The organism is Kitasatospora sp. McL0602 (assembly GCF_052076145.1).
GTDB lineage: Bacteria > Actinomycetota > Actinomycetes > Streptomycetales > Streptomycetaceae > Kitasatospora.
In genome coordinates this window covers 4,867,816-4,888,758 of the sequence record NZ_CP197246.1, presented here as the reverse complement: position 1 = coordinate 4,888,758, position 20,943 = coordinate 4,867,816, and the positions used below count along the sequence as shown (strand labels likewise).

Annotated in this window: 15 protein-coding genes, 1 tRNA gene, 1 other RNA gene, 1 pseudogene and 1 riboswitch; of the genes and pseudogenes, 2 read left to right on the top strand and 16 right to left on the bottom strand. The window is 71.0% G+C overall.

Annotated features, from left to right (window positions below; genetic code table 11):
- Window positions 1–76 precede the first annotated feature (76 nt).
- Window positions 77–391, bottom strand: a complete 315-nt coding sequence (locus ACR68M_RS22355; RefSeq protein WP_441245880.1) for a DMT family transporter — start codon at window positions 389–391, stop codon at window positions 77–79.
- Window positions 392–454: 63 nt separating this feature from the next.
- Window positions 455–511, bottom strand: a riboswitch (guanidine-III (ykkC-III) riboswitch).
- Between the two features lie 223 nt (window positions 512–734).
- Between ACR68M_RS22355 and ACR68M_RS22350 the strand changes: the two genes are divergently transcribed.
- Window positions 735–809 (top strand) — tRNA-Cys (locus ACR68M_RS22350).
- A 132-nt stretch (window positions 810–941) separates the two neighbouring features.
- Here ACR68M_RS22350 and ACR68M_RS22345 read toward each other — a convergent pair.
- The 9 genes and pseudogenes from ACR68M_RS22345 to ACR68M_RS22305 all read right to left on the bottom strand — a co-directional run bounded on the left by ACR68M_RS22345 (window position 942) and on the right by ACR68M_RS22305 (window position 11,657).
- Window positions 942–2,453 carry a WXG100 family type VII secretion target gene (locus ACR68M_RS22345; RefSeq protein ID WP_441245879.1) on the bottom strand — a complete coding sequence of 504 codons (1,512 nt, stop codon included), beginning with the start codon at window positions 2,451–2,453 and terminating at the stop codon, window positions 942–944.
- Window position 2,454: 1 nt separating this feature from the next.
- Window positions 2,455–2,790 (bottom strand): hypothetical protein, encoded by a 336-nt coding sequence (locus tag ACR68M_RS22340; protein ID WP_441245878.1) that lies wholly within the window; start codon window positions 2,788–2,790, stop codon window positions 2,455–2,457.
- Between the two features lie 143 nt (window positions 2,791–2,933).
- Entirely contained in the window at window positions 2,934–4,295 is a 1,362-nt protein-coding gene (locus tag ACR68M_RS22335; RefSeq protein WP_441245877.1) for a S8 family serine peptidase, read from the bottom strand.
- 172 nt (window positions 4,296–4,467) lie between these two features.
- Window positions 4,468–6,789: a xanthine dehydrogenase family protein molybdopterin-binding subunit gene (locus ACR68M_RS22330; protein WP_441245876.1), complete on the bottom strand. Its 2,322-nt coding sequence runs from the start codon at window positions 6,787–6,789 to the stop codon at window positions 4,468–4,470.
- 446 nt (window positions 6,790–7,235) lie between these two features.
- Window positions 7,236–7,796, bottom strand: a pseudogene (locus tag ACR68M_RS22325) ((2Fe-2S)-binding protein); the annotation flags it as partial.
- Window positions 7,797–7,876: 80 nt separating this feature from the next.
- Window positions 7,877–8,740 (bottom strand): FAD binding domain-containing protein, encoded by an 864-nt coding sequence (locus ACR68M_RS22320; protein ID WP_441251683.1) that lies wholly within the window; start codon window positions 8,738–8,740, stop codon window positions 7,877–7,879.
- A 277-nt stretch (window positions 8,741–9,017) separates the two neighbouring features.
- A complete protein-coding gene (locus ACR68M_RS22315; RefSeq protein ID WP_441245875.1) occupies window positions 9,018–10,631 on the bottom strand; it encodes a beta-N-acetylhexosaminidase in 1,614 nt (537 codons plus the stop codon).
- A gap of 112 nt (window positions 10,632–10,743) precedes the next feature.
- Window positions 10,744–11,019, bottom strand: a complete 276-nt coding sequence (locus tag ACR68M_RS22310) for a DUF3039 domain-containing protein (protein WP_441245874.1) — start codon at window positions 11,017–11,019, stop codon at window positions 10,744–10,746.
- 68 nt (window positions 11,020–11,087) lie between these two features.
- Window positions 11,088–11,657, bottom strand: coding sequence for a YqgE/AlgH family protein (locus ACR68M_RS22305; RefSeq protein ID WP_441245873.1), 570 nt, complete (start codon window positions 11,655–11,657; stop codon window positions 11,088–11,090).
- 261 nt (window positions 11,658–11,918) lie between these two features.
- Here ACR68M_RS22305 and murA point away from each other — a divergent pair, with 261 nt between their 5' ends.
- Entirely contained in the window at window positions 11,919–13,259 is a 1,341-nt protein-coding gene (gene murA, locus ACR68M_RS22300) for a UDP-N-acetylglucosamine 1-carboxyvinyltransferase (protein WP_441245872.1), read from the top strand.
- Between the two features lie 109 nt (window positions 13,260–13,368).
- On the opposite strand, the gene ACR68M_RS22295 is transcribed toward murA, so the two are convergent.
- The 6 genes from ACR68M_RS22295 to smpB all read right to left on the bottom strand — a co-directional run bounded on the left by ACR68M_RS22295 (window position 13,369) and on the right by smpB (window position 20,923).
- Window positions 13,369–13,650 (bottom strand): HU family DNA-binding protein, encoded by a 282-nt coding sequence (locus ACR68M_RS22295; RefSeq protein WP_104816345.1) that lies wholly within the window; start codon window positions 13,648–13,650, stop codon window positions 13,369–13,371.
- Window positions 13,651–14,135: 485 nt separating this feature from the next.
- A complete protein-coding gene (locus ACR68M_RS22290) occupies window positions 14,136–15,611 on the bottom strand; it encodes an NAD-dependent malic enzyme (RefSeq protein WP_441245871.1) in 1,476 nt (491 codons plus the stop codon).
- A 360-nt stretch (window positions 15,612–15,971) separates the two neighbouring features.
- The gene (locus ACR68M_RS22285; protein ID WP_441245870.1) at window positions 15,972–18,284 is read right to left on the bottom strand and encodes a HelD family protein; all 2,313 of its coding nucleotides are present in this window, start codon (window positions 18,282–18,284) and stop codon (window positions 15,972–15,974) included.
- 169 nt (window positions 18,285–18,453) lie between these two features.
- Window positions 18,454–19,791, bottom strand: coding sequence for a nitrate/nitrite transporter (locus ACR68M_RS22280; RefSeq protein WP_441245869.1), 1,338 nt, complete (start codon window positions 19,789–19,791; stop codon window positions 18,454–18,456).
- A 183-nt stretch (window positions 19,792–19,974) separates the two neighbouring features.
- Window positions 19,975–20,345: a transfer-messenger RNA gene (gene ssrA / locus ACR68M_RS22275) on the bottom strand.
- A gap of 101 nt (window positions 20,346–20,446) precedes the next feature.
- Window positions 20,447–20,923 (bottom strand): SsrA-binding protein SmpB, encoded by a 477-nt coding sequence (smpB, locus tag ACR68M_RS22270; RefSeq protein ID WP_441245868.1) that lies wholly within the window; start codon window positions 20,921–20,923, stop codon window positions 20,447–20,449.
- Window positions 20,924–20,943: the final 20 nt, after the last annotated feature.

Genomic DNA, 20,943 nt, shown 5'->3' with positions numbered 1-20,943 from the left:
AGGCCCTACCAGCCGGATGACTCCTGACCCGCAGACCGAACCCGACTACCTCTCCGGACCTACGCCCCGGCTGGTCTCAGTGCAGCACCTTGAGCCCCACGGCCCCGCCCACGATCAGCACCAGACAGGCGATCCGGGCCGTCGTCACCGCATCACCCATCGCCGCCATCCCGTACAGCGCCGTCCCGACCGCGCCGATCCCGACCCACACCGCATAGCCCGTACCGAGCGGAATGCTGCGCATCGCGTACGCCAGCCCACCCATGCTGAGCACCAGCGCCACCACGAACACCAGGCTGGGAACGAGCCGCGAGAAGCCCTTCGACGACTCCAGGGCGACCGCCCACACCGTCTCCAGGACACCGGCGATGATCAGAACGACCCAAGCCATGACGACAGACCCTCCGCAGTAGTGAGTCGGCAGTGGCTGCCGATCGCTGCCACTGCCGCTGTTCCTGCGCCGTCTTGTCGTGCCGGGTACGACGCGCTCGTCCGGAGGTGATCACTCACCTGTCTTCGACGGTAGCACACGACGAAACACAGAATTCATGAACGGATATTGACGCACCCCCCGAAGCCCCGCATAAGATGAATTCATCAGCAGGAGCACACAGGCGCACGACCGACAACGGGAGCAGATCATGGACAGGAAGACGGTGGCTGACGCAGCGCCCCGCACCTGTACCGCTCCCACCTGTTGTTGTCGCTGACCCCTCCCCACTTCTCCACCCCACGGCCGTGTGCCCGAGTGGTTCAGGGAACCGCCTGCAAAGCGGTTTACGCGGGTTCGATTCCCGCCATGGCCTCCATCGTCGAATTGCCGGACGGCGTTTCCGCCGTCCGGCAATTCGGCATTCCGTTTCGCATTTCCATTACCCTACGAAAAAGCCCGGCCGGACCGCTCTCGCGGCCCGACCGGGCTCATTCCGAACCTGGGACGACTACTCGATGACCGGCGGGTTGGCCCCACCGGTACGCCACGTGTCCTCGTCCTCGACCAGGTAGTCGGGGCGGTTGCCCTTCGTACCACCCTTCTTCTTGCCGGCCGCGCCGCCCATCCCGGGCGCACCGCCCTGGCCCGCGGCACCGCCGCGGCCCTTGCCAAGCCCCGAGCCACCCTGGGTGAACGCACCCTTGGAAGCCCCGCCCCGCGCACCGCCGACCGTGCCGCCGGCCTTACGGGTCAGCCCACTGCCGCCCTTGGCACCGGCACCCTTGCCGCCACCGGCACCACCCATGCCACTGGGGGCGTGCATCCCCCCGGCACCAGGCGCACCGGCCTTACCGCCACCCGCACCACCGGCCCCGCCGCCGGCCGCACCAGCACCCAGCCCACCGGCACCGCCCGGACGGGAAGCACCACCCAGGCCACTCTTGCCACTGCCACCGCTGCCGAGCCCGGCCAGGCCACCACCGGGAAGCCCGCCGAAGCTGCTGCCCCCACTGAGGCCACCGCCCCCACCGAGCCCACCGATGCTGCCGCCACCGCCACCACCGTCAAACCCACCGCCACCGAGCCCAGGCCCGCCGATCGGCGTAGGCGACACCACCGGAGGCGACACACCGTCAATCCCCAACTTCGGCGGGTCGATCGGCGGCACCGTCCCGATCGGCCCGACCGGCGTCACCGGCCCCGGGTGATACGGCGGAGTCGGCGTAATCGGCCCACCCGGACCCACCGGCACCGGCGCCGGGTGATACGGCGTCGGTGTCGGCCCCGGGTGGTATGGAGCAGGAACCGGCCCCCCACCCGGACCACCCGAGCCTCCACCAGGCGGGCTGACCGGCTGAATGTGCGGGTTGTTCACGGGCGTCACCGGGGTCGGGGACGTGCCGATCGGGCCCTGGTCAGGGGCAGGGGGGAAGCGCTTATCGCCACCACGGTCACCCTGCGGCGGGTCCATCAGCTGCGCAGCAGCGATGTACTGCGGCGAGAGGTTCTCCATCACGGCGATCGCGTTCTGGTGCGTGATCTCGCCGGCCGACAGCTGGTCCTTGTTCTTGTTCAGCGCTTCCAACCGGGGCATCCCGGACGCCAGGTCGGCCTTGAACTGCGCGTCCGAACGGTCTCCGCCATCGGTGACGAACTTCCACGCGCTGCCCAAGCTGCTGGGGTCGTGGATCGAGGACATCGCCGTCTTGGTCTGGTGCAGCGCCTCGCCCGCGTAGGCCATCGCCGAGCCCGTGTTCTGGGCATGCGCGGCCGTGTTGACCATGCTGACGTGGATGTCTTCGGCGCTCTTGGCGAAGCCCTCCGCAGAGCTGCCCTGCCAGTTCTGCATCGCATGCGCGACGGCGCTCTTCAGGTCCTCCGCAGCAGACTGCAGCTCCTCGTGGACACTGCTCCAGTGGGCGCCAACCTCCTTGAGCCGGTCGGGGCTCGAGTGACCGACCATGTCCCTGAGCGGGTGAAACGCGTACTGGTCGAAGTGGGTCTTGTCGGAAGCGGCCATGTCAGACGGCCCTCCTGTCCTGCTGCTGGGAGTTCATTGTGACCCTGCCCTGCTCCTCAAGGTCCTGGTACGAGGTAGTGACCGTGTGGGTCTTGTCACCGAACTCGCCGATCAACTTGTTGAGCTTCAGGCAGGTGTCGTCCAGGAAGCTCTTCATGGTGTCGTGGGCCATGGACAGACTGTGGGCCTCGACGAAGTCACCACCGAAGTCGTCCCGGCTGGTGACCGTGTTGTACTTCGACTTGTCCGCGGTCTGACCGAGGTTCTGCTGGAGGGCTCGCAGTCGTTTGACGACTGCCTCCAACTCGTCGGTGTTGACCCGGTATCCGTCGGACATGCGGCTCTCTCCCCCTGGAGTGTCGATACTTCCCCGTCTGGCACTGGCTCCGGCGGGTAGTGCGGGCGGCCCGGATGAGCGGGCCTCAGTTGGCTGGCAGGGCATTCGATCGTAGCGCTTGCAAGGCAGGTGCTGACACACCCTCAACGCTGATCGTTACCACCCTGACCGTACGGATTCTGGTACGGCTGCTGGGGCGGGTAGCCCTGCGGCGGCGCCTGGTTTCCGTACGGCTGCTGCGGCTGGTTCGGGTACGGCGGCTGGAACTGGTTCGGGTACTGCTGCGGTGCACCGTAGGGTGCAAGGCCGGGCTGCGCCGGAGGTGAGGTCTTGCGACGGCGGGCGACCACGATAACGATGATCACCAACAGTGCCAGGACCGCGAGCCCAACAGCCGCCCCAATGAACAACCCCTTCGAGCTTGAGCCAGTCGAGACTAGGGTCGGCGTCGTGCCACCCGGACCGGCGGTGCCGGGAGCAGCGCCCCCAGGCGTCGCAGCAGTCGAAGGCACAGAGGCGGACGATCCTCCATCAGTCTTGGCGAGCGGCCCTTGAGTCGATCCGGCTGGGATGTCCTGGGTAAGCGCCTCGTACGGCCGGAGGATCCCATAACCGTAATGCGGGTCTGGCAGCTTGGAGCCATTAAGTGCGGTGGGTACAAGCGCCGACTTGGTCAAGCGATTGGCCACCTGCCCCGCCGTCAGCTGTGGAAACCTCGCCCGCACCAGGGCTGCGGCCGCAGAAACATACGCCGTCGAGTCTGACGTGCCGTCACCAATACAGTACTGACCACCGTCGCAAGCGCCATCCCCGACGATGTCTACGCCTGGAGCCGCGATCATCACCTCGGGCCCGAAGTTGGACTTGCTCCAGATACTGTTGGTTTTGTCCACAGCGCCAACAGCCATGACTCCCGGCTCTCGACCCGGGCTTTCGACTGGAGCCGCACTGTTGCCGGCGGCCACTACTACCAAGACGTCATGCTGCGCGGCATACGCGATAGCGTCGTTGATCCCAGAGCTGCTTGTCGAAGAGCCCTGCGAAATGTTGATGACCTTGGCACCGTGGTCCACGGCCCAGCGAATGTCGTCAGGAACAGCATCGCTGTTGTGCGCCGTGGTCTTGTAGATCGGGAGGATCTTCACGCCCGGCGCCAGCCCCAGCGCGCCCTCATTGCTGCCATGGCCATGCGCGGCGATGATGCCGGCCATTTTCGTCCCGTGCGGAAGGGTCGGATGAGCGTCAAGCCCCTGGCCGCTCGGGTCATGGCCTGGCAGCACACTGCCTGTCAGATCAGGATGGCTGGCGTCGACACCATCGTCGATAACGGCAACGATCACTCCGTCACCCTTACTGACAGACCAGACCTTCTTTAGGTCAAAGTACTGGTTAGGCCACTGTGCATCCCGCACCTGATCCGCCGAAGCGGCCGGCACCCCTGCCAGCAGCAGGCCCCCGACGAGCGTCGTGGCGCTGATCGCGCGCAAGAACCTGGTCAGCGTCATCCCTACCCCGTTACCCGTCAGAACCCGTCAGATCTGTACCTGGTTCGTCCCGAAACACAGGACGGCCCGGTGCGATCGTATCGCTCGTCCGGCTGGCGTGGGCAGGGGCCCACGCCCCTACACGGGTTCCACACCCGCGAGTTGAGGCTCCCTTGAGCTTGGGGGGGCAGCGTCACCCGACGATGGCGTCCTCAGCCAGGATCGGGAGGCGTCCGACCGGCAGGCCGGTCGCTGCCCGGACGGCGGCCGCGACCGCTGCCGGGGCGACCACGGCCGGGACTGCGCTGACGGCCTTGGCGCCGAACGTCGCGACGACGTCGCGTTCCTCCAGCAGCGCAGCGATCCGCACGTCGGGCGTGTCCAGGGCGGTCGGCAGCCGATAGCCCGTCAGGGAGGGGTTGACCAGGCGGCCGCCCTCCGTCCGGAGGTCTTCCAGCAGGGCCAGGCCGACGCCCTGGGCGACTCCGGCCTCGATCCGCTCCTCGATCTGGCGCGGGTTGAGTGCCCGGCCGACGTCCTGGGCGACCGTCACGTCGACGACCCGCACGGCGCCCAGCTCGATGTCGACATCGACGACCGCCCGCATGGCGCAGAAGGCGACCGACACGAAGGCGTCCCCCTGCCCGGCTTCGTCGAGCGGCTCGGTCGGGTGGGGGCGGCACTGCGCGGTGGCCCACAGCTCCTTGCCCTCCAGGGCTTCCCCCACGGGCATGCCGAGGACGCCGTCGTAGGAGGTGATCTTGCCGTCGGCGATCGAGAGCAGTTCGACCGACATGCCGAAGTTGGCGGCGATCGGCTGGAGCAGCTGGTGGCGGACCATCAGGGCGGCCCGTTCGACCGCGCCGCCGGAGACCCAGGTGTGCCGGCCTCGCGCGGACGGGCCCGCGATCGACTGGTCGCTGTCCACCGGCGCGATGTAGACCTCCGTCACGCCCAGCACGGACTGCACGATCTGCCGGGCGAGTGTCGCGAAACCCTGCCCGGAGTCAACCGCCGCGCAGATGACGGTGGCGTGGTCGCCGCTGACCCGTACGGTCGCGGTGGAGACCTCGTCCTCGCCCTCGGCGCCGAGCATGTGGACCATGCCGACGGCGTACCCGATGCCTCGCCGCACGGCCGACGGGTCACCCGCGCCGCCGGGGCCGCCGGGCAGCAGCCAGTCGCCCTCGGGGTCGTCCATCGGCAACAGCGGCAGCGGGGACGCGGAGACGGCGTCCAGCAGGGCGGCGACCGGTGCGGGGCAGGTGACGGCCTGGCCGGTCGGCAGCGGGTCGCCGGTGGCCATCGCGTTGCGGCGGCGGATCTCCAACGGGTCCACGCCCACCCGGAGAGCCAACTGGTCGAGCTGGGACTCGTGCGCGAAGCAGCTCTGCAGGGCGCCCTCGCCGCGCATCCGCCCGGCGGGCGGGTTGTTGGTGCGGACGGCCCAGGCGTCGACGAAGACGTTGGGGCAGTTGTAGGGGCCGACGGAGAAGGCAGTGGCGGCGGCCAGTGCCTCGGCGGAGACGTCCGCGTAGGCGCCGCCGTCCAGCAGGATCTGCGCCTCGATCTTGACCAGGCGGCCGTCGGCGTCCGCGTGGTGGCGGTAGCGCAGCAGGGCGGGGTGGCGGGAGGTGTGGGTCTGGAAGGACTCCTCCCGGGTGAGGGTCATCTTCACCGGGCGGCCGGTGCGCAGCGCCAGCAGGGCCAGCGTGACCTGGAAGGAGAGGTCCTCGCGGTCGGCGGTGGCGCCGGGGACTCCGGTGACGACGAGGCGGACGCGGTCCGGCTCCAGGCCGAGGCAGGCGGCGGTGCGGTCGCGGTCGCCGTGCGGGTCGGTGGAGGAGAGGTGCAGTTCGACGCCGCCGTCGGGGCGCGGCACGGCGAGCCCGGCCTCGGCTCCGAGGGGGGCCGGGTCCTGGCGGCCGACCTGGTAGAGGCCCTCGACGATGATCTCGCCGACGGCCTCGGGGTCGCCGGTGCGCAGCGGGATGTGCCGGAAGAGGTTGCCGTCGGGGTGCAGCGGCGGGGCGTTGAACGCCTGCTCAGGGTCGGTGACGGGCTCCAGCACCTCGTACTCGACGAGGACGGCGGCGGCGGCGAGGCGGGCGGTGTCGGGGTGGTCGGCGGCGACGGCGGCGACGGGCTCGCCCTGGTGGCGGACGAGGCCGCTGGCGAGGATCGGGCGGTCGGCGGTGATCGGGCCGTCCGGTGCGCCGTCGGGGGTGCCTTCGGGGCCGGGGGGGAGATCGGCCGCGGTGATCACGGCGTGCACGCCGGGGATGGCGAGCGCGGCGGAGGTGTCGACGGAGACGATCCGCGCATGTGGGTGGGGGGCGCGCAGGACGGCGCCCCAGAGCAGGCCCTCGGCCCAGAGGTCGGCGGCGTAGGGGTAGATCCCGAGGGCCTTGGGGAGGGCGTCGCTGCGCAGCGCGGAGCTGCCGAGGCCGTACGGGTCGGCGGCCGGGGCCTCGTCGGCGGTGGGGGCCGGGGCGAGGTCGGTGGGCGAGCTCATGCGTGGTCGTCCTCAGGGGCCGTCGGCTGGGGGAAGTGGGCGGCCGCTTCCTGGTACTCCGTCCCGTGGGCGGGGGTCGGGATGTACGGGGTGCCGTGGGCGGGGGTGCCGTCGTAGCCGCCGCCGTCGTGGACGGTGCCGTGGGCGGGCGTCGCCTCGTACTGGGCGGGCTCGTAGACGGCGTCGAACGAGGCGTCGTAGGGGGTCTCGTACGAGGTCTCGTAGCCGGGCTGGGCCTCGTACCCCGGCGGGGTCGCGGGGTACGGCGGGTATCCGGCGGGCTCGTAGATGCCGGTCTGGTGGGTGGTCGCGGCGGCGCCGTAGTCGATGCCGACGCCGAGGCCCGTCCCGGCGGCGGTGGGCTGCGGCGGGTCGGCCTCGACCCAGAGCTCGGAGTCGGCGTAGAGCGGCAGCTCCCCGGCGAGCGGCAGGTCGGCGGCGGACTGCGCGGGCACAACGGGCGCAGCCACAGCTTCGGCAAGCGGCTCGACGTCGGCGGTCTCGTTCTCCGCCGGCAGCAGCAGTTCCTCCTCCTCGGCGGCGCGCGCCTCGGCGACGGCCTGGACGGCGGCGAGCGCGCCCCGGTAGCCGGTGCAGCGGCAGAGGTTGCCGCAGAGCGCCTGCCGGGCCTCGACCTCGCTGGGCCGGTGGTTGCGCTGGAGCAGGTCGTGGACGGCCATCGCCATGCCGGGGGTGCAGTAGCCGCACTGCACGGCGCCGGAGTCGGCGAGGGCCTGCTGCACGTCACTGGCGGTGCCGGCGGCGGAGAGGCCCTCGACGGTGGCGATCTCGCTGTCGGAGGCGAGCGCGGCGGGCACCAGGCACCCGGCGACCAGCTGCCCGTCGACCTGCACCGAGCAGGCGCCGCACTCGCCCTGCTCGCAACCGTCCTTGGCCCCGGCGAGGCCGAGCCGCTCGCGCAGCACGTAGAGCAGGCTCTCGCCGATCCAGGCGTCGGTGACGGGCCGGTCGACGCCGTTCACGCGCAGGGTGTAGGAGGCGCAGGGGCGGGTGCCGCCGCTGCCCAGGCCGAAGCCGAGCAGATCCTGCCCCAGGTCGACGTGGCCGAAGCCGATCGAGTCCGTCGTCACTTCAGTGCCCTTCCCAGAGCCCGTCGGGCCAGCACCGATACGGTACGCCGCAGCCTGGCGGCGGCCGCAGCCCGCCCCTCGTTACCGCCTTCCGGCGGGTCCGGGATGCAGGCGGCGGCGACGTACTCGCCGAAGGCGGCGGCTGCTGCGGGGTCGATGGTGGTCATGCCCTCCTCGCCGCGGGCGTCCCAGTCGATGCAGCCCGCCACCCAGGCCTCGGCCTCCAGCGGGCGCAGCGGCACGGGGGCGACCGCGCCGACGGCGCAGCGCACGGCGCGGCGGGCGGGGTCGAGGACGAGCGCGACGGAGGCGGTGGCGCGGGAGGGGCCGCTGCGGCCGGTGGCCTTGAGGAAGACCTGCGGGGCGTGCAGCAGCGGGACGCGGACCCAGCTGAGCAGCTCGCCGGGGCGCAGCGGGTCGAGGCCGGTGAGCAGGTGGCTGACGGGGACCTCGCGGGTGGCACCGGCGCGGGCCAGCGTTGCGGTGGCCTCCAGGGCGGCGAGCACGGGGAGGGTGTCGCCGGCGGGGGCGGCGGTGGCGATGTTGCCGCCGAGGGTGCCGACGTTGCGGATCTGCGGGGGGCCTGCGGTGCGGGCGGCGTCCGCGAGGGCGGGGATGAGCGCGGCGAAGTCGGGGCGGTCCATCCGGGCGTGGGTGAGGCCGGCGCCGAGGACGGCGGTGCCGCCGTCCTCGTAGCGCCAGCCGCGAAGTTCGTTGATCCGGCCCAGGCCGATGAGCGCGGCGGGGCGCAGGCGGCCCGCGTTGACGGCTTCCATCAGGTCGGTGGCACCGGCCACCGGTACCGCTCCGGGAGTGGCGGCGAGCGCCTCGACGGCCTCGTCGAGCGAGGCCGGCAGCATGATCGTCCGGTTCACCTGGATTCCACCGTGCTCCACTTAACTCATCGCCTGCCAGCCCCGACCCAGCCGAACGGCCTGGCCCGTAGGGTACGGGCGATCGGTGCGGGTTGGGCAACTCTGGCACACAATGCTCGGCGATCAACTCCGGGGTCACCTGCAAGTGGGAAGAATCCCGGACGAATCCGGGCGCCTTCCGCCCCCACTCGGTCCGAACGGGACCAGATGTTCACCAGTTCTTGACGATCCACCGTGGTACGGGGTTCCCGAGGGCGCGCCCCTACCCGATCGGACGGCCGAGGACGCCGGGGCGGCGCTGCCAGGGGTGCGGGCCGGCGGGGGGCCGGTACTCGACGCCGAGGGCGTCCAGCCGGGCGTAGTGGCTGGTCATCCGCTGCTCGAACCCGGCCCAGTCGCGGGCCGCCGGGTCACGCGGGAGGTCGGACCAGGCGACCTCGGCGAACGCGGCGAGCCGGGGGAAGGCCCGGTAGTCGACGTCCCGCGCGCTGTCCGCGAACTCCGTCCAGAGGTTGGCCTGGGTGCCGATCACGTGGGCGGCGGCCGCCGCGTCCAGCTCCGGCGGCACCGGCTCGAAGCGGTAGACGTCCTCCAACGTGCGGACGTACCCGACGGGGATCGGCTCGTCCGTCCCGGCGGCCTGCCGGTGGTCGAGGTAGACGTGCTGCTCGGGGCACATCACCACGTCGTGCCCGGCCTTCGCGGCGGCCACGCCGCCCTCGTAGCCGCGCCAGGAGGAGACGGCCGCGCCCGGCGCCAGGCCGCCCTCCAGGATCTCGTCCCAGCCGATCATCCGGCGGCCCCGCGCGCTGAGCCAGCCGTCGAAGTGCCGGATGAACCAGCTCTGCAGCTCGTCCTCCCCCGCCAGGCCCAGCTCGGCGATCCGGGCCTGGGCGGCGGGGCTGGCCTTCCACTGCTCCTTGGGGCACTCGTCGCCGCCGATGTGGACGAACTCGGAGGGGAAGATCTCCAGCACCTCCTCCAGCACGCCCTCGTAGAACCGCAGGGTGGCGTCCGAGACGTTCAGCACGTTGGGGTTGACGCCCCAGTCCGTCCAGACGCCGAGCGCGCCGGTGTCCAGCACGTCGGTGTTGCCGAGCTCGGGGTGGGCGGCGATGGCGGCCTGGGCGTGGCCGGGCACGTCGATCTCGGGGACGACGGTGATCTGCCGGTCAGCGGCGTACGCGACGATCTCGCGCAGGTCGTCCTGGGTGTAGTAGCCGCCGTGCGGGCGGTCGTCGCGGCGCTCACCGGCGCGGAAGCCGACCATCGAGCGCTCCCGCCAGCCGCCGACGGAGGTCAGCCGGGGGTAGCGCCGGATCTCGATCCGCCAGCCCTGGTCGTCCGTGAGGTGCAGGTGCAGGACGTTGAGCTTGTGCGCGGCCATCAGGTCGAGGAAGCGCAGCACGTCCGCCTTGGGCAGGAAGTGCCGGGAGACGTCCAGCAGCACGCCGCGCCAGCCGAAGCGCGGGGCGTCCTCGATCTCGCAGCCAGGGAGCACCCAGCCGGTGCGGCGGACGGCCGCGCGGCGCAGGGCCGCCGGGCCGAGCAGCTGCCGCAGGGTCTGAGCACCCCAGAAGACCCCGGCGGCCGTGCCGCCGAGCAGCACGGCCCGCCCGTCGCGGACGGTGATCCGGTACCCCTCCGCCGGCAGCGCGGAGTCGAGCGCCAGCTCGATGCCGGACGCGCCGGATGCCCCGGGCGGGCCGGGCGGGCCGGGCGGCAGTGGGAGGCCGGTCGCGGCGGCGAGGGCGGCGCGCAGCCAGGCGGCGACGGCTTCGGTGCCGGGCCCGGCGGTCAGCGTGGTGGCCGGGCCGAGGGGCAGGGCCCCTTCCTCGGCGTGCTGCGCGCTCAGCGGTGCGGGGAGGATGTCCATGCGGTCATCCTGCCCCGCGCCACCGCGATTGGCATAGACCAATGCGAGTAAGGCCGACCCTGGGCAAGGCCGAACGCGAGAAAGGCCGATCGCGGGCGACTCCGCCTGCGTGCTACTTGTCCTTGTCGCCGTCCTTCGGCTGCTCGATGCCCTCGAAGATCTCCTTGCACATCGGGCAGACCGGGTACTTCTTCGGGTCGCGCCCGGGGACCCAGACCTTGCCGCAGAGCGCGACGACCGGGGTGCCGGAGAGCGCGCTCTCCATGATCTTGTCCTTCTGGACGTAGTGCGCGTAGCGCTCGTGGTCGCCGTCCCCGTGCGACACCTGGGGGACGGGCTCGACCAGGGTGCCGGTGCCGAGGCCGCGCTCGGGCTCAAGAGTGCTCATGGGTGCCAAGTCTATGGGCGCCGCTCCGGACCGAGCCAGCACCGAAACCCCAAGGCCCCCCGAGACTGTCAGTTCAGCGTCGGGTCGTCGGGGTAGGTGGCGAGGATCGCCAGCGGCCCGCGCTGGCGGCGCAGCACCGAGCGCCAGAGCCGCTCGGGCTCGGGGTCGAAGATGTCGCCCGGCTCACAGTCGACGAGGTACCAGGCCCCCTCGGCGACCTCGGTCTCCAGCTGGCCGGGTGACCAGCCGGCGTACCCGGCGAAGACCCGCAGGCCGCCCAGCTCGCCCGCCAGCACCTCCGGTGGCGCCTCCAGGTCGACCAGGCCGATCGCGCCGCGCACCCGTCGCCAGCCGAGCGGCTCGGCCTGGCCGGGCTCGCCGGGGACGACGGCCACCGCGAGCGCCGAGTCCAGCCCGACGGGGCCGCCCTGGAAGACTACGGCCGGGCGCCCGGCGAGGTCGGCCCAGCCGTCCAGCACCCGCTCGACCTCGACCGGTGTCGGCCGGTTCAGCACCACGCCCAGCGCCCCCTGCGGGTCGTGGTCGAGCAGCAGCACCACCGACCGCGCGAAGTTCGGGTCGGTCAGTACGGGCGTCGCGACGAGGAGGCGGCCGGTGTGCGAGAGGGCCGGGGTCATGCCGCTATGATCCCGCAACCCCGGCCCGGAGGCCGCCCCCAACACGAAACCCGCACCCTCGGCCACGAACACCCGTACGGCCCAACCCGGGGGTCCGTGGGCCCCAGGAGAGAGCACCATCACTAATAGGGCGCAAGGGAACCATTCGACCGGCCATTACCATCTACAGGTGGTGGTGGCTCCTTTGATCCCCGGTCCCCCGGGGCCACACCCAGGCCACAGCACGTGCCCTCCCCCCTGGCATCCCGGATTGCGAGAACGATGACCGACGACGTCCTGCTGGTCCACGGCGGAAACCCGCTCGAAGGCGAGATCCGCGTCCGCGGTGCGAAGAACCTGGTCCCCAAGGCCATGGTCGCCGCCCTGCTCGGCACGGGCCCCAGCAGACTGCGCAACGTCCCGGACATCCGTGACGTCAAGGTCGTCCGCGGCCTGCTGCAGCTGCACGGGGTGACCGTCCGCACCGGCGACGAGGAGGGCGAGCTGATCCTCGACCCCTCGCACGTGGAGAGCGCCAACGTCGCCGACATCGACGCGCACGCGGGCTCCTCGCGCATCCCGATCCTGTTCTGCGGCCCGCTGCTGCACCGCCTGGGCCACGCGTTCATCCCGGGCCTCGGCGGCTGCGACATCGGCGGCCGGCCGGTCGACTTCCACTTCGAGGTGCTGCGCCAGTTCGGCGCCACGATCGAGAAGCACCCGCAGGGCACCTATCTGGTGGCCCAGCAGCGGCTGCGCGGCACCCGGATCGAGCTGCCGTACCCGTCGGTCGGCGCGACCGAGCAGGTGCTGCTGACGGCCGTGCTCGCCGAGGGCGTCACCGAGCTGCGCAACGCGGCCATCGAGCCGGAGATCGTCGACCTGATCTGCGTGCTGCAGAAGATGGGCGCGATCATCTCGCTGGGCACCGACCGCACCATCCTGATCACCGGCGTGGACGAGCTGAGCGGCTACAACCACCGCGCGCTGCCGGACCGCCTGGAGGCCGCCTCCTGGGCCTGCGCCGCGCTGGCCACCAAGGGCGACATCTACGTCCGGGGCGCCGACCAGATCCCGATGATGACCTTCCTGAACACCTTCCGGAAGGTCGGGGGTGCCTTCGAGATCGACGACGAGGGCATCCGCTTCTGGCACCCGGGCGGCGAGCTCAAGGCGATCGCCCTGGAGACGGACGTGCACCCCGGCTTCCAGACCGACTGGCAGCAGCCGCTGGTCGTCGCGCTGACGCAGGCGAGCGGGCTCTCCATCGTCCACGAGACGGTGTACGAGTCGCGGCTCGGCTTCACCTCGGCGCTGAACCAGATGGGCGCGCACATCCAGCTCTACAGCGAGTGCCTGGGCTCCACCCCGTGCCGCTTCGGCGCCCGCAACTTCCAGCACTCGGCGGTCGTCTCCGGCCCGTCGAAGCTGATGGGCGCCGAGCTGGTCATCCCGGACCTGCGCGGCGGCTTCTCGTACCTGATCGCGGCGCTGGCCGCCGAGGGCACCTCGAAGGTGCACGGCATCGACCTGATCAACCGCGGTTACGAGAACTTCATGGACAAGCTGCGTGACCTCGGCGCCCAGGTGGAGCTGCCGAGCGAGGAGCTCGTCACCGTCTGAGCCGTCCGAGCTGTCTGATCCACCCGTACGTACGACTGTGGCCGGCCCCCCGGGAGGGGGACCGGCCACAGTCGTACGTACGTCACGCGCGGCTCCGAGGAGCCTGGCGTCACTTGCCCTTGGCGGCTTCCTTGAGCTTCGAGCCCGCGCTGACCTTGGCGCTGTAGCCGGCCGGGATCTGGATCGGGTCGCCGGTCTGCGGGTTGCGGGCCGTGCGGGCGGCGCGGTGGGTGCGCTCGAAGGTCAGGAAACCGGGGATGGTGACCTTCTCGTCGCCCTTGGCGACGACCTCGCCGACGACCTCGGCGAAGGCAGCCAGAACAGCGTCGGCGTCCTTGCGGGTCACCTCGGCGCGCTCGGACAGAGCGGCCACCAGCTCACTGCGGTTCATGTGTACTCCTGTGGTCTGTTCGCGTTGCGGCGTGCGGGGGCCCCATCGGTCGTCCCTCCGGGGGCACCCGGCTGGGCCGCTGGTCCGCACACTGTTGCTCGTTCAGGCGAGGGTTGGTCAGGGGTCGGGCTTGCACCCCGAAGCGCCTCAAACCGCACTGCCTGGGTACGAATCCTGCCCCGACCGGCACTGAGAAAGCCAATCGGGCCCTGGCCCGCAGACCCGAACAGCACCCACCGGGCGGAGTTGTGACACTCCGTCGGCTCCGGCGGACCGGAGAGGGCGACTGTCGGGACGACATGCCGAGGCGCCGAGGGGGACGTTCCGTACTTGTCGGACACGCCCACCCCGTCCAGGGCTACCGTACGCCCTGTCACCGACAAGCCCAAACACGCCCCTTCCCCTTGTGTCGCAAGGGTTCGGGGCGTGTGGTGTCGACAAGGCGACAATCTGTCAGGGATGCGGCTCCCGACCGGCCGCGTCGGTCAGAGCCGGACGGCCGGGAAGGCGGCGGTGTCGAGCGTGCCGACGATGCCCGGGGTGGGGCGCGAGGGGGCCTGCTCGGCGTCGCCACGGGCCGCCAGAGCGGCCTCCCGGACAGCGGCGGCGACGGTCTTGGCGACGTCCGGGTGGAAGACGCTCGGGATGATGTAGTTGGCGTTGAGCTGGTCGTCCGCGACGGTGGTGGCCAGCGCACGGGCGGCGGCGATCATCATCTCGGTGTTGACGGTCTTGCTCTGCGCGTCGAGCAGGCCGCGGAAGACACCCGGGAAGACCAACACGTTGTTGATCTGGTTGGGGAAGTCGCTGCGGCCGGTGGCGACCACGGCGGCGGTCTGCCGCGCGACGGCCGGGTCGATCTCCGGGTCCGGGTTGGCGAGCGCGAAGACGATCGCACCCTCCGCCATGGTGGCGATGTCGTCGCCGTCCAGCACGTTCGGGGCCGACACGCCGATGAAGACGTCGGCGCCCGCCACGGCCTCCTTGAGCGTGCCGGTGCGGCCCGAGCGGTTGGTGTGCTCGGCGATCCAGCGCAGCGAGTCGTTGAGGTCGTCCCGGCCGCTGTGCACGACGCCGCGCACGTCGGCGACGGTGGCGTGCTCGACCCCGGCGGCCATCAGCAGCTTCAGGATGGCCGTCCCGGCGGCGCCGGCGCCGGACATCACCAGCCGGATCTCCGACATCGGCTTGCCGACCACCCGCAGCGCGTTGGTGAGCGCGGCGAGCACGACGATCGCGGTGCCGTGCTGGTCGTCGTGGAAGACCGGGATGTCCAGGGCCTCGCGCAGCCGGGCCTCGATCTCGAAGCAGCGCGGCGCGGAGATGTCCTCCAGGTTGATGCCCGCGAAGCCGGGGGCGATCGCCTTCACGATGGCGACGATCTCGTCGGCGTCCTGGGTGTCCAGGCAGATCGGCCAGGCGTCGATGCCGGCGAAGCGCTTGAACAGGGCGGCCTTGCCCTCCATCACCGGCAGCGCGGCCATCGGGCCGATGTTGCCCAGGCCCAGCACGGCGGAGCCGTCGGTGACGACGGCGACGCTGTTGCGCTTGATGGTGAGGCGGCGGGCGTCCTCGGGGTTCTCGGCGATCGCCATGCAGACCCGGGCGACACCGGGGGTGTAGATCATCGAGAGGTCGTCACGGTTGCGGATCGGGAGCTTGGACGACATCTCGATCTTGCCGCCGAGGTGCATCAGGAAGGTGCGGTCCGAGACCCGGCCGATGGTGACGCCGTCGATCGCGCGGAGCTTCTCGACGATCTCCTCGCCGTGCGCCACGGAGCTGGCGGCGACGGTGACGTCGATCCGCAGTGCCTCCTGGCCGGAGGCGGTGACGTCCAGACCGATGACCGAGCCGCCGGAGGACTCGACCGCGGTGGTGATCGAGCTCACCGCATTGCCCGTGGCCGGGACCTCCAGACGCACCGTGATCGAGTTCGAGACACTGGGCACCGTGGCCATCGACCGTCCTTCTTCCGTCCGCTGTTTCAACAGTCTGTTGAAGCGCTTGCTCAGCGCATGCTAGACCTCGATCGTCGCACCTACCAGTGGGTACTCAGAAATAAAGTTCATTGATTGCACGGTCCCCACAACAAGGACTCCCGCCCCCGGGTCCACTTCGTGAAAATCTGCCGCGCCGGGCTGCCTCACCGGACTGATGCGTTACATTGGACGGGACACCGGCTCGATCCAAGCCCCCGGGCCCAACCTTAGTCGCTTCGAGCGACCACTTGCCGCGAGGCGAGCATGGCGGGTCGGTGTCATCAACGTAAGGCGAAGGCCCCCACCAAGCGGTGGGGGCCTTCGTCATGTGTACGCCCTTCAGCCGCGCAGCAGCGCCGGTACACCGTCCGCGTCCGGCAGGTCGTCCGGGCCGGAGAGGACGGTGAGCCGCTGGGTGGCCCGGGTCAGCGCGACGTACAGGACGCGCAGGCCCGCCTCGGACTCGCCCGCGATGCCGGTCGGGTCGGCGACGACCGTCGCGTCGTACTCCAGGCCCTTGGCCTCCAGGCTGCCCAGCGCTACCACCCGCTCGCCCAGGCCGGCGATCCAGCCCTCGGCCTCGGCGCGGCGGTCCATCGGCACGACCACCGCGACGGTGCCGTCCACCTCGGCCAGCAGGTGGGTCAGCTCCGCCCGGCAGGCCTCGCCGAACGCGGCCGGTTCGGGTGAGACGACCGCCGCGAACCTCGGCTCGATGCCGGTGGAGCGGACGGCCCTCGGCGAGGGGGTGCCGGGTGCGGCCAGCGCCAGCACCTTCGACGCCACCTCGGCGATCTCGGCCGGGTTGCGGTAGTTCACCGTCAGGGTGTGACGGCGCCGGGGCTTGCCGGAGAGCATCTCGTCCAGCGCGGACTGCGCCTCCTGCGGGTACGGCCAGGAGCTCTGGGCCGGGTCGCCGACGATCGTCCAGGTCGCCATCCGGGCCCGGCGGCCGATCATCCGCCACTGCATCGGGGTGAGGTCCTGCGCCTCGTCCACGATCACGTGCGCGTACTCCGTGCGCTCGACGGGCCCGCGCTCGCGCTGACGGGACATCCGGTCCGAGTACGTGGTGACCTCCTCCAGACCGCTCAGCAGGTCGACCGCGTCGACCTCCCGCACCTTCGGCCGGGCCGGCTCGCCCAGCAGCAGCTGGAGCTCGTCGATCAGCGCCACGTCGTGCGCCGACAGGGCGCCCTCGCCCCGGTCGCTCAGGTGCCGCCAGGAGGCCGCCAGCTTCTTGGCCTCCTCGGGGGTGACGGCGCGGCGGGCGACCCGGTTGGTGTGCCGGCTCTGCTTCAGCATCGCCAGCACCTTGCGCGGGGTGAGCGCCGGCCACCAGGCGTCCAGGAAGTCCAGGAAGACGGCCTCGTCCGAGACGTACTCGTCGAAGCTCTCCTTCTCCTCCTGGCGCTGCTCGCGCCCGTAGTGGTCGGTCGGCTTCGGCAGGTGCCGCACCAGCTCCGACCAGAGCGCGTCCAGCAGCAGGCGCCGGGCGCGCGGGCGCAGCAGGTTGAGCGGAGTGCCGCCGCTGCCGATCACGTTGCCCCGCACGGCCTTCAGCCGGGTGGCGTCCAGCCGCAGCGCCTCGCCGCGGGCGAACACCCGCAGCTCCTGCGGCGCGTCCAGCTCCAGGGCGCCCCGGGCGGCCCGGCGCATCAGCTGCACCATCCGGCCGGAGCCCTTGATGTGCGCGGTGTCCGGCGTGTCGTAGCGGCCCGCCTCGATGCCCGCGACGAGGCTGCCGACGGCGCGGATGGCGACCTGGCCCTCCTCGCCGAGCGAGGGCAGCACGCCCTCGGTGTACGAGACGAGCAGGGCCGTCGGGCTGACCACCAGGATGCCGCCCGCGTAGCGGCGGCGGTCCTGGTAGAGCAGGAAGGCGGCCCGGTGCAGCGCGACGGCGGTCTTGCCGGTGCCGGGGCCGCCGGTGACGAGCGTCGCCCCGGCGGCGGGGGCGCGGATGACCTCGTCCTGCTCCTTCTGGATGGAGGAGACGATGTCGCGCATCGAGTGGCTGCGGGCCCGCCCGAGGGAGGCCATCAGCGCACCGTCGCCGACCACGGCCAGCTCGGTGCCGTCCAGGGTCGGGGCGAGGTCGGGGCGCAGCAGGTCGTCCTCGACGCCGATCACCTTGCGGCCCTTGGAGCGGATCACCCGTCGGCGCATCACCCGGCCGGGCTCCAGCGGGGTGGCCCGGTAGAAGGGCGCGGCGGCGGGCGCCCGCCAGTCGATGACCAGCGGGCCGAACTCGGCGTCCAGCACGCCGAGGCGGCCGATGTGCAGGGTCTCGGCGACGGTGGGGTCGGCCGGGTCCAGCGGGGTGTTGGAGGGGATGCCGTGCTCCTCGGGAGCGTCGGCCTGCTGGAGGTCTATCCGCCCGAACAGGAAGTCCTCGAACTCGCTGTTGAGCCGGTGCAGGTGCGCACCGGCGCGGTAGACCTGGGCGTCGCGCTCGGCGAGCGCGCCGGGCGTGCCGACCTGCACCTTCTTGACCGCGTCCTCGAGGATGTACTCCGCCTCGGCGAGCTTCTCCTCCAGGCGGTGGTAGACGACGTCCAGATGACGCTGCTCCCCCGCGATCTCGCGGTCGCGGACGGTGTCGGCGTCCAGGGGGTCGGGCTTGCTGCTGATGGTGTCTGTGCTGTGCATGGCCTCGGTCGTTACGGCGGTGAGGTGCTGGGCTGAGCCGTGCGCGCCCAAAGAGCCCCCTGGGGTGAAAGAGCGGACAGATGATCCTACGCCCCAGGGAACCTCTCCGGGCAACCGGTACCGGGGCGCGGCGGGGCGCCGCGCCCCGGTGCGGAGGCGTCCGGGCCGGTCAGACCCGGGCGGGGACGGCCTCGGCCGTCAGGGTGGCCACCGGGCGCCGCAGGTAGACCGCCCAGGTGAGGGCGGCGCAGAGGGCGTACGCGGCGAGGAAGGAGACGAAGGCCGGGGTGCCGCTGTGGGCGGTGAGGAACGACTCCCGGAAGGCCAGGTTGATCAGCAGCCCGCCGAGCGCCCCGACGGCGCCGATCACGCCGATCGCCGCGCCGGTCATCCGGCGCGACCAGGCGGCGGCCTGCTCGGCAGTGCTGCCGGCCGCGATCCGGTCCTGCGCCTTGGCGTCGAAGATGCCGGGGATCATCTTGTAGGTGGAGCCGTTGCCCAGCCCGGCGAAGACGAAGAGCCCGACGAAGCCGACCAGGAAGACCGGCAGCGAGCGGGTGGACGAGGCGTACGTCACGAGTGCGGCGGCCGCCGCCATCGCCCCGAAGTTCCAGAAGGTGATCCGGGCGCCGCCGAGGCGGTCGGCGAGCCTGCCGCCGACGGGCCGGATCAGCGAGCCGAGCAGCGGGCCGATGAAGGTCAGCTGGGCGGCCTGCAGCGGGGTGCGGCCGAACTGGTTCTGCAGCACCAGCCCGAAGGCGAAGGAGAAGCCGATGAACGAGCCGAAGGTGCCGACGTAGAGCGCGGACATCAGCCAGGTGTGCCGCTCCCGGAGGATCTCCTTGAAGGCCCCGGTGTCGTTCCTGGTCACGGCCAGGTTGTCCATGAAGAGCGCCGCGCAGACCGCCGCGACGACGATCAGCGGCAGGTAGACGGCCAGCACCAGCCGGGGATGCCCGGCCCCGGCCCAGCTGATCACGGCGAGCGCGACGAGCTGGATGACCGGCACCCCGACGTTGCCGCCGCCCGCGTTGAGCCCGAGCGCCCAGCCCTTGCGGCGCATCGGGAAGAAGGCGTTGATGTTGGTCATCGAGGAGGCGAAGTTACCGCCGCCGAGCCCGGTGAGCGCCGCGACCGCCAGGAACGTCCCGTACGAGGTGCCGGGGTGCATCACCACGGCGGCGGCCAGGGTGGGCGCCAGCAGCAGGACGGCGGAGACGACCGTCCAGGTCCGCCCGCCGAAGCGTGCCACGGCGAAGGTGTAGGGGATTCGGACGAACGATCCGACCAGTGTCGGCATCGCGACCAGGAAGAACTTCCCCGCCGGGTCGACGTGGTAGTCCTTGCCCATGAAGAGCACCATCACCGACCAGAGGCTCCAGATGGAGAAGCCGATGTGCTCGGAGAATATCGATAACCACAGATTGCGGTGGGCGGTGGCCTTTCCCGTGCGTTCCCAGAATTCGACGTCCTCCGGGTGCCACTGCTGAATGCTGCCTCTGCGCATTACACTCCCCTGTGTCTTCCGGCCGGCGCCCTTCCGGGCGGCGGTGGGTGGCGAAGGTCCCGGTGCCGCGGCGTTCGGTGGCACGCGCGGTACCGTCCTCTCACCCACGGGGGCTGCGGAGGTGCCGTACACGCACGAGAGCCGCCCTCCTGGTGGAGGGCGGCTCTCGTTGTAAACATGGGGTGGTGGAGATGCCGGGAATCGAACCCGGGTCCAGTGGAGTGGATTCAGGACTTCTCCGAGCGCAGTCCGCTGTGTTTTTCTCGGCCCTGGCAGTCACGCGGACAAGCCGCCAACAGGCCCAGTTGCTGTTTGATTTCCCATCCACCCCCGCAACCCGGGTGGACGGTTGAGTTCCCTAGATTATGCCAGGATCCGGATCGGGAACGCTCCGGGCTGACACCACGCTACTCGCTGCTTAGGCAGCGAGCGCGAAGGAATCGCGCTTGGTGTTGGCGATTATTTTTTTGCGACAGGTGGTTAACGAGATCATTGTCGCCTTCCTCGGCTCGCTTCTCCTGTTTCGACTTCCCCTGTCGAAACCGATCATCCCCATGTTTTTTTGAGAAACATCACCCGGGCTGGTCTCCCGGCCCGGTGTTGCTGACGCCATGGTACGCGCTGCGAGCACCGAGGGTCCACCTCATTTGTCAGGTCAGCTCTGGCGGCGGCGAGCCGCCGCGACCGCGCGGGCCGTCTCCCGGGTGTCCTGCTGCTCGCGCAGCGTCTGGCGCTTGTCGTACAACTTCTTGCCGACGGCGAGAGCCAGCTCCAGTTTGACCTTGCCGTCCTTGAAATAGAGCGAGAGCGGCACCAGCGTGTGGCCCGTCTCCTTGGTCTTCGCCTCCAGCTTCCGGATCTCCAGCTTGTGCAGCAGGAGCTTGCGCTTGCGCCGCGCCGAGTGGTTGGTCCAGGTGCCCTGGGTGTACTCCGGGATGAAGACGTTGTCGATCCAGGCCTCGTGGCCCTGGACGTACGCGTAGCCGTCGACCAGGTTGGCCCGGCCCTCGCGCAGTGACTTCACCTCGGTGCCGGTGAGCACCAGACCGCATTCGTAGGTGTCGAGGATGGTGTACTCGTGTCGCGCCTTCTTGTTCTGCGCGATCAGCTTCTTTCCGGTTTCCTTTGCCATAGCGCCGATCATTCTCGCAC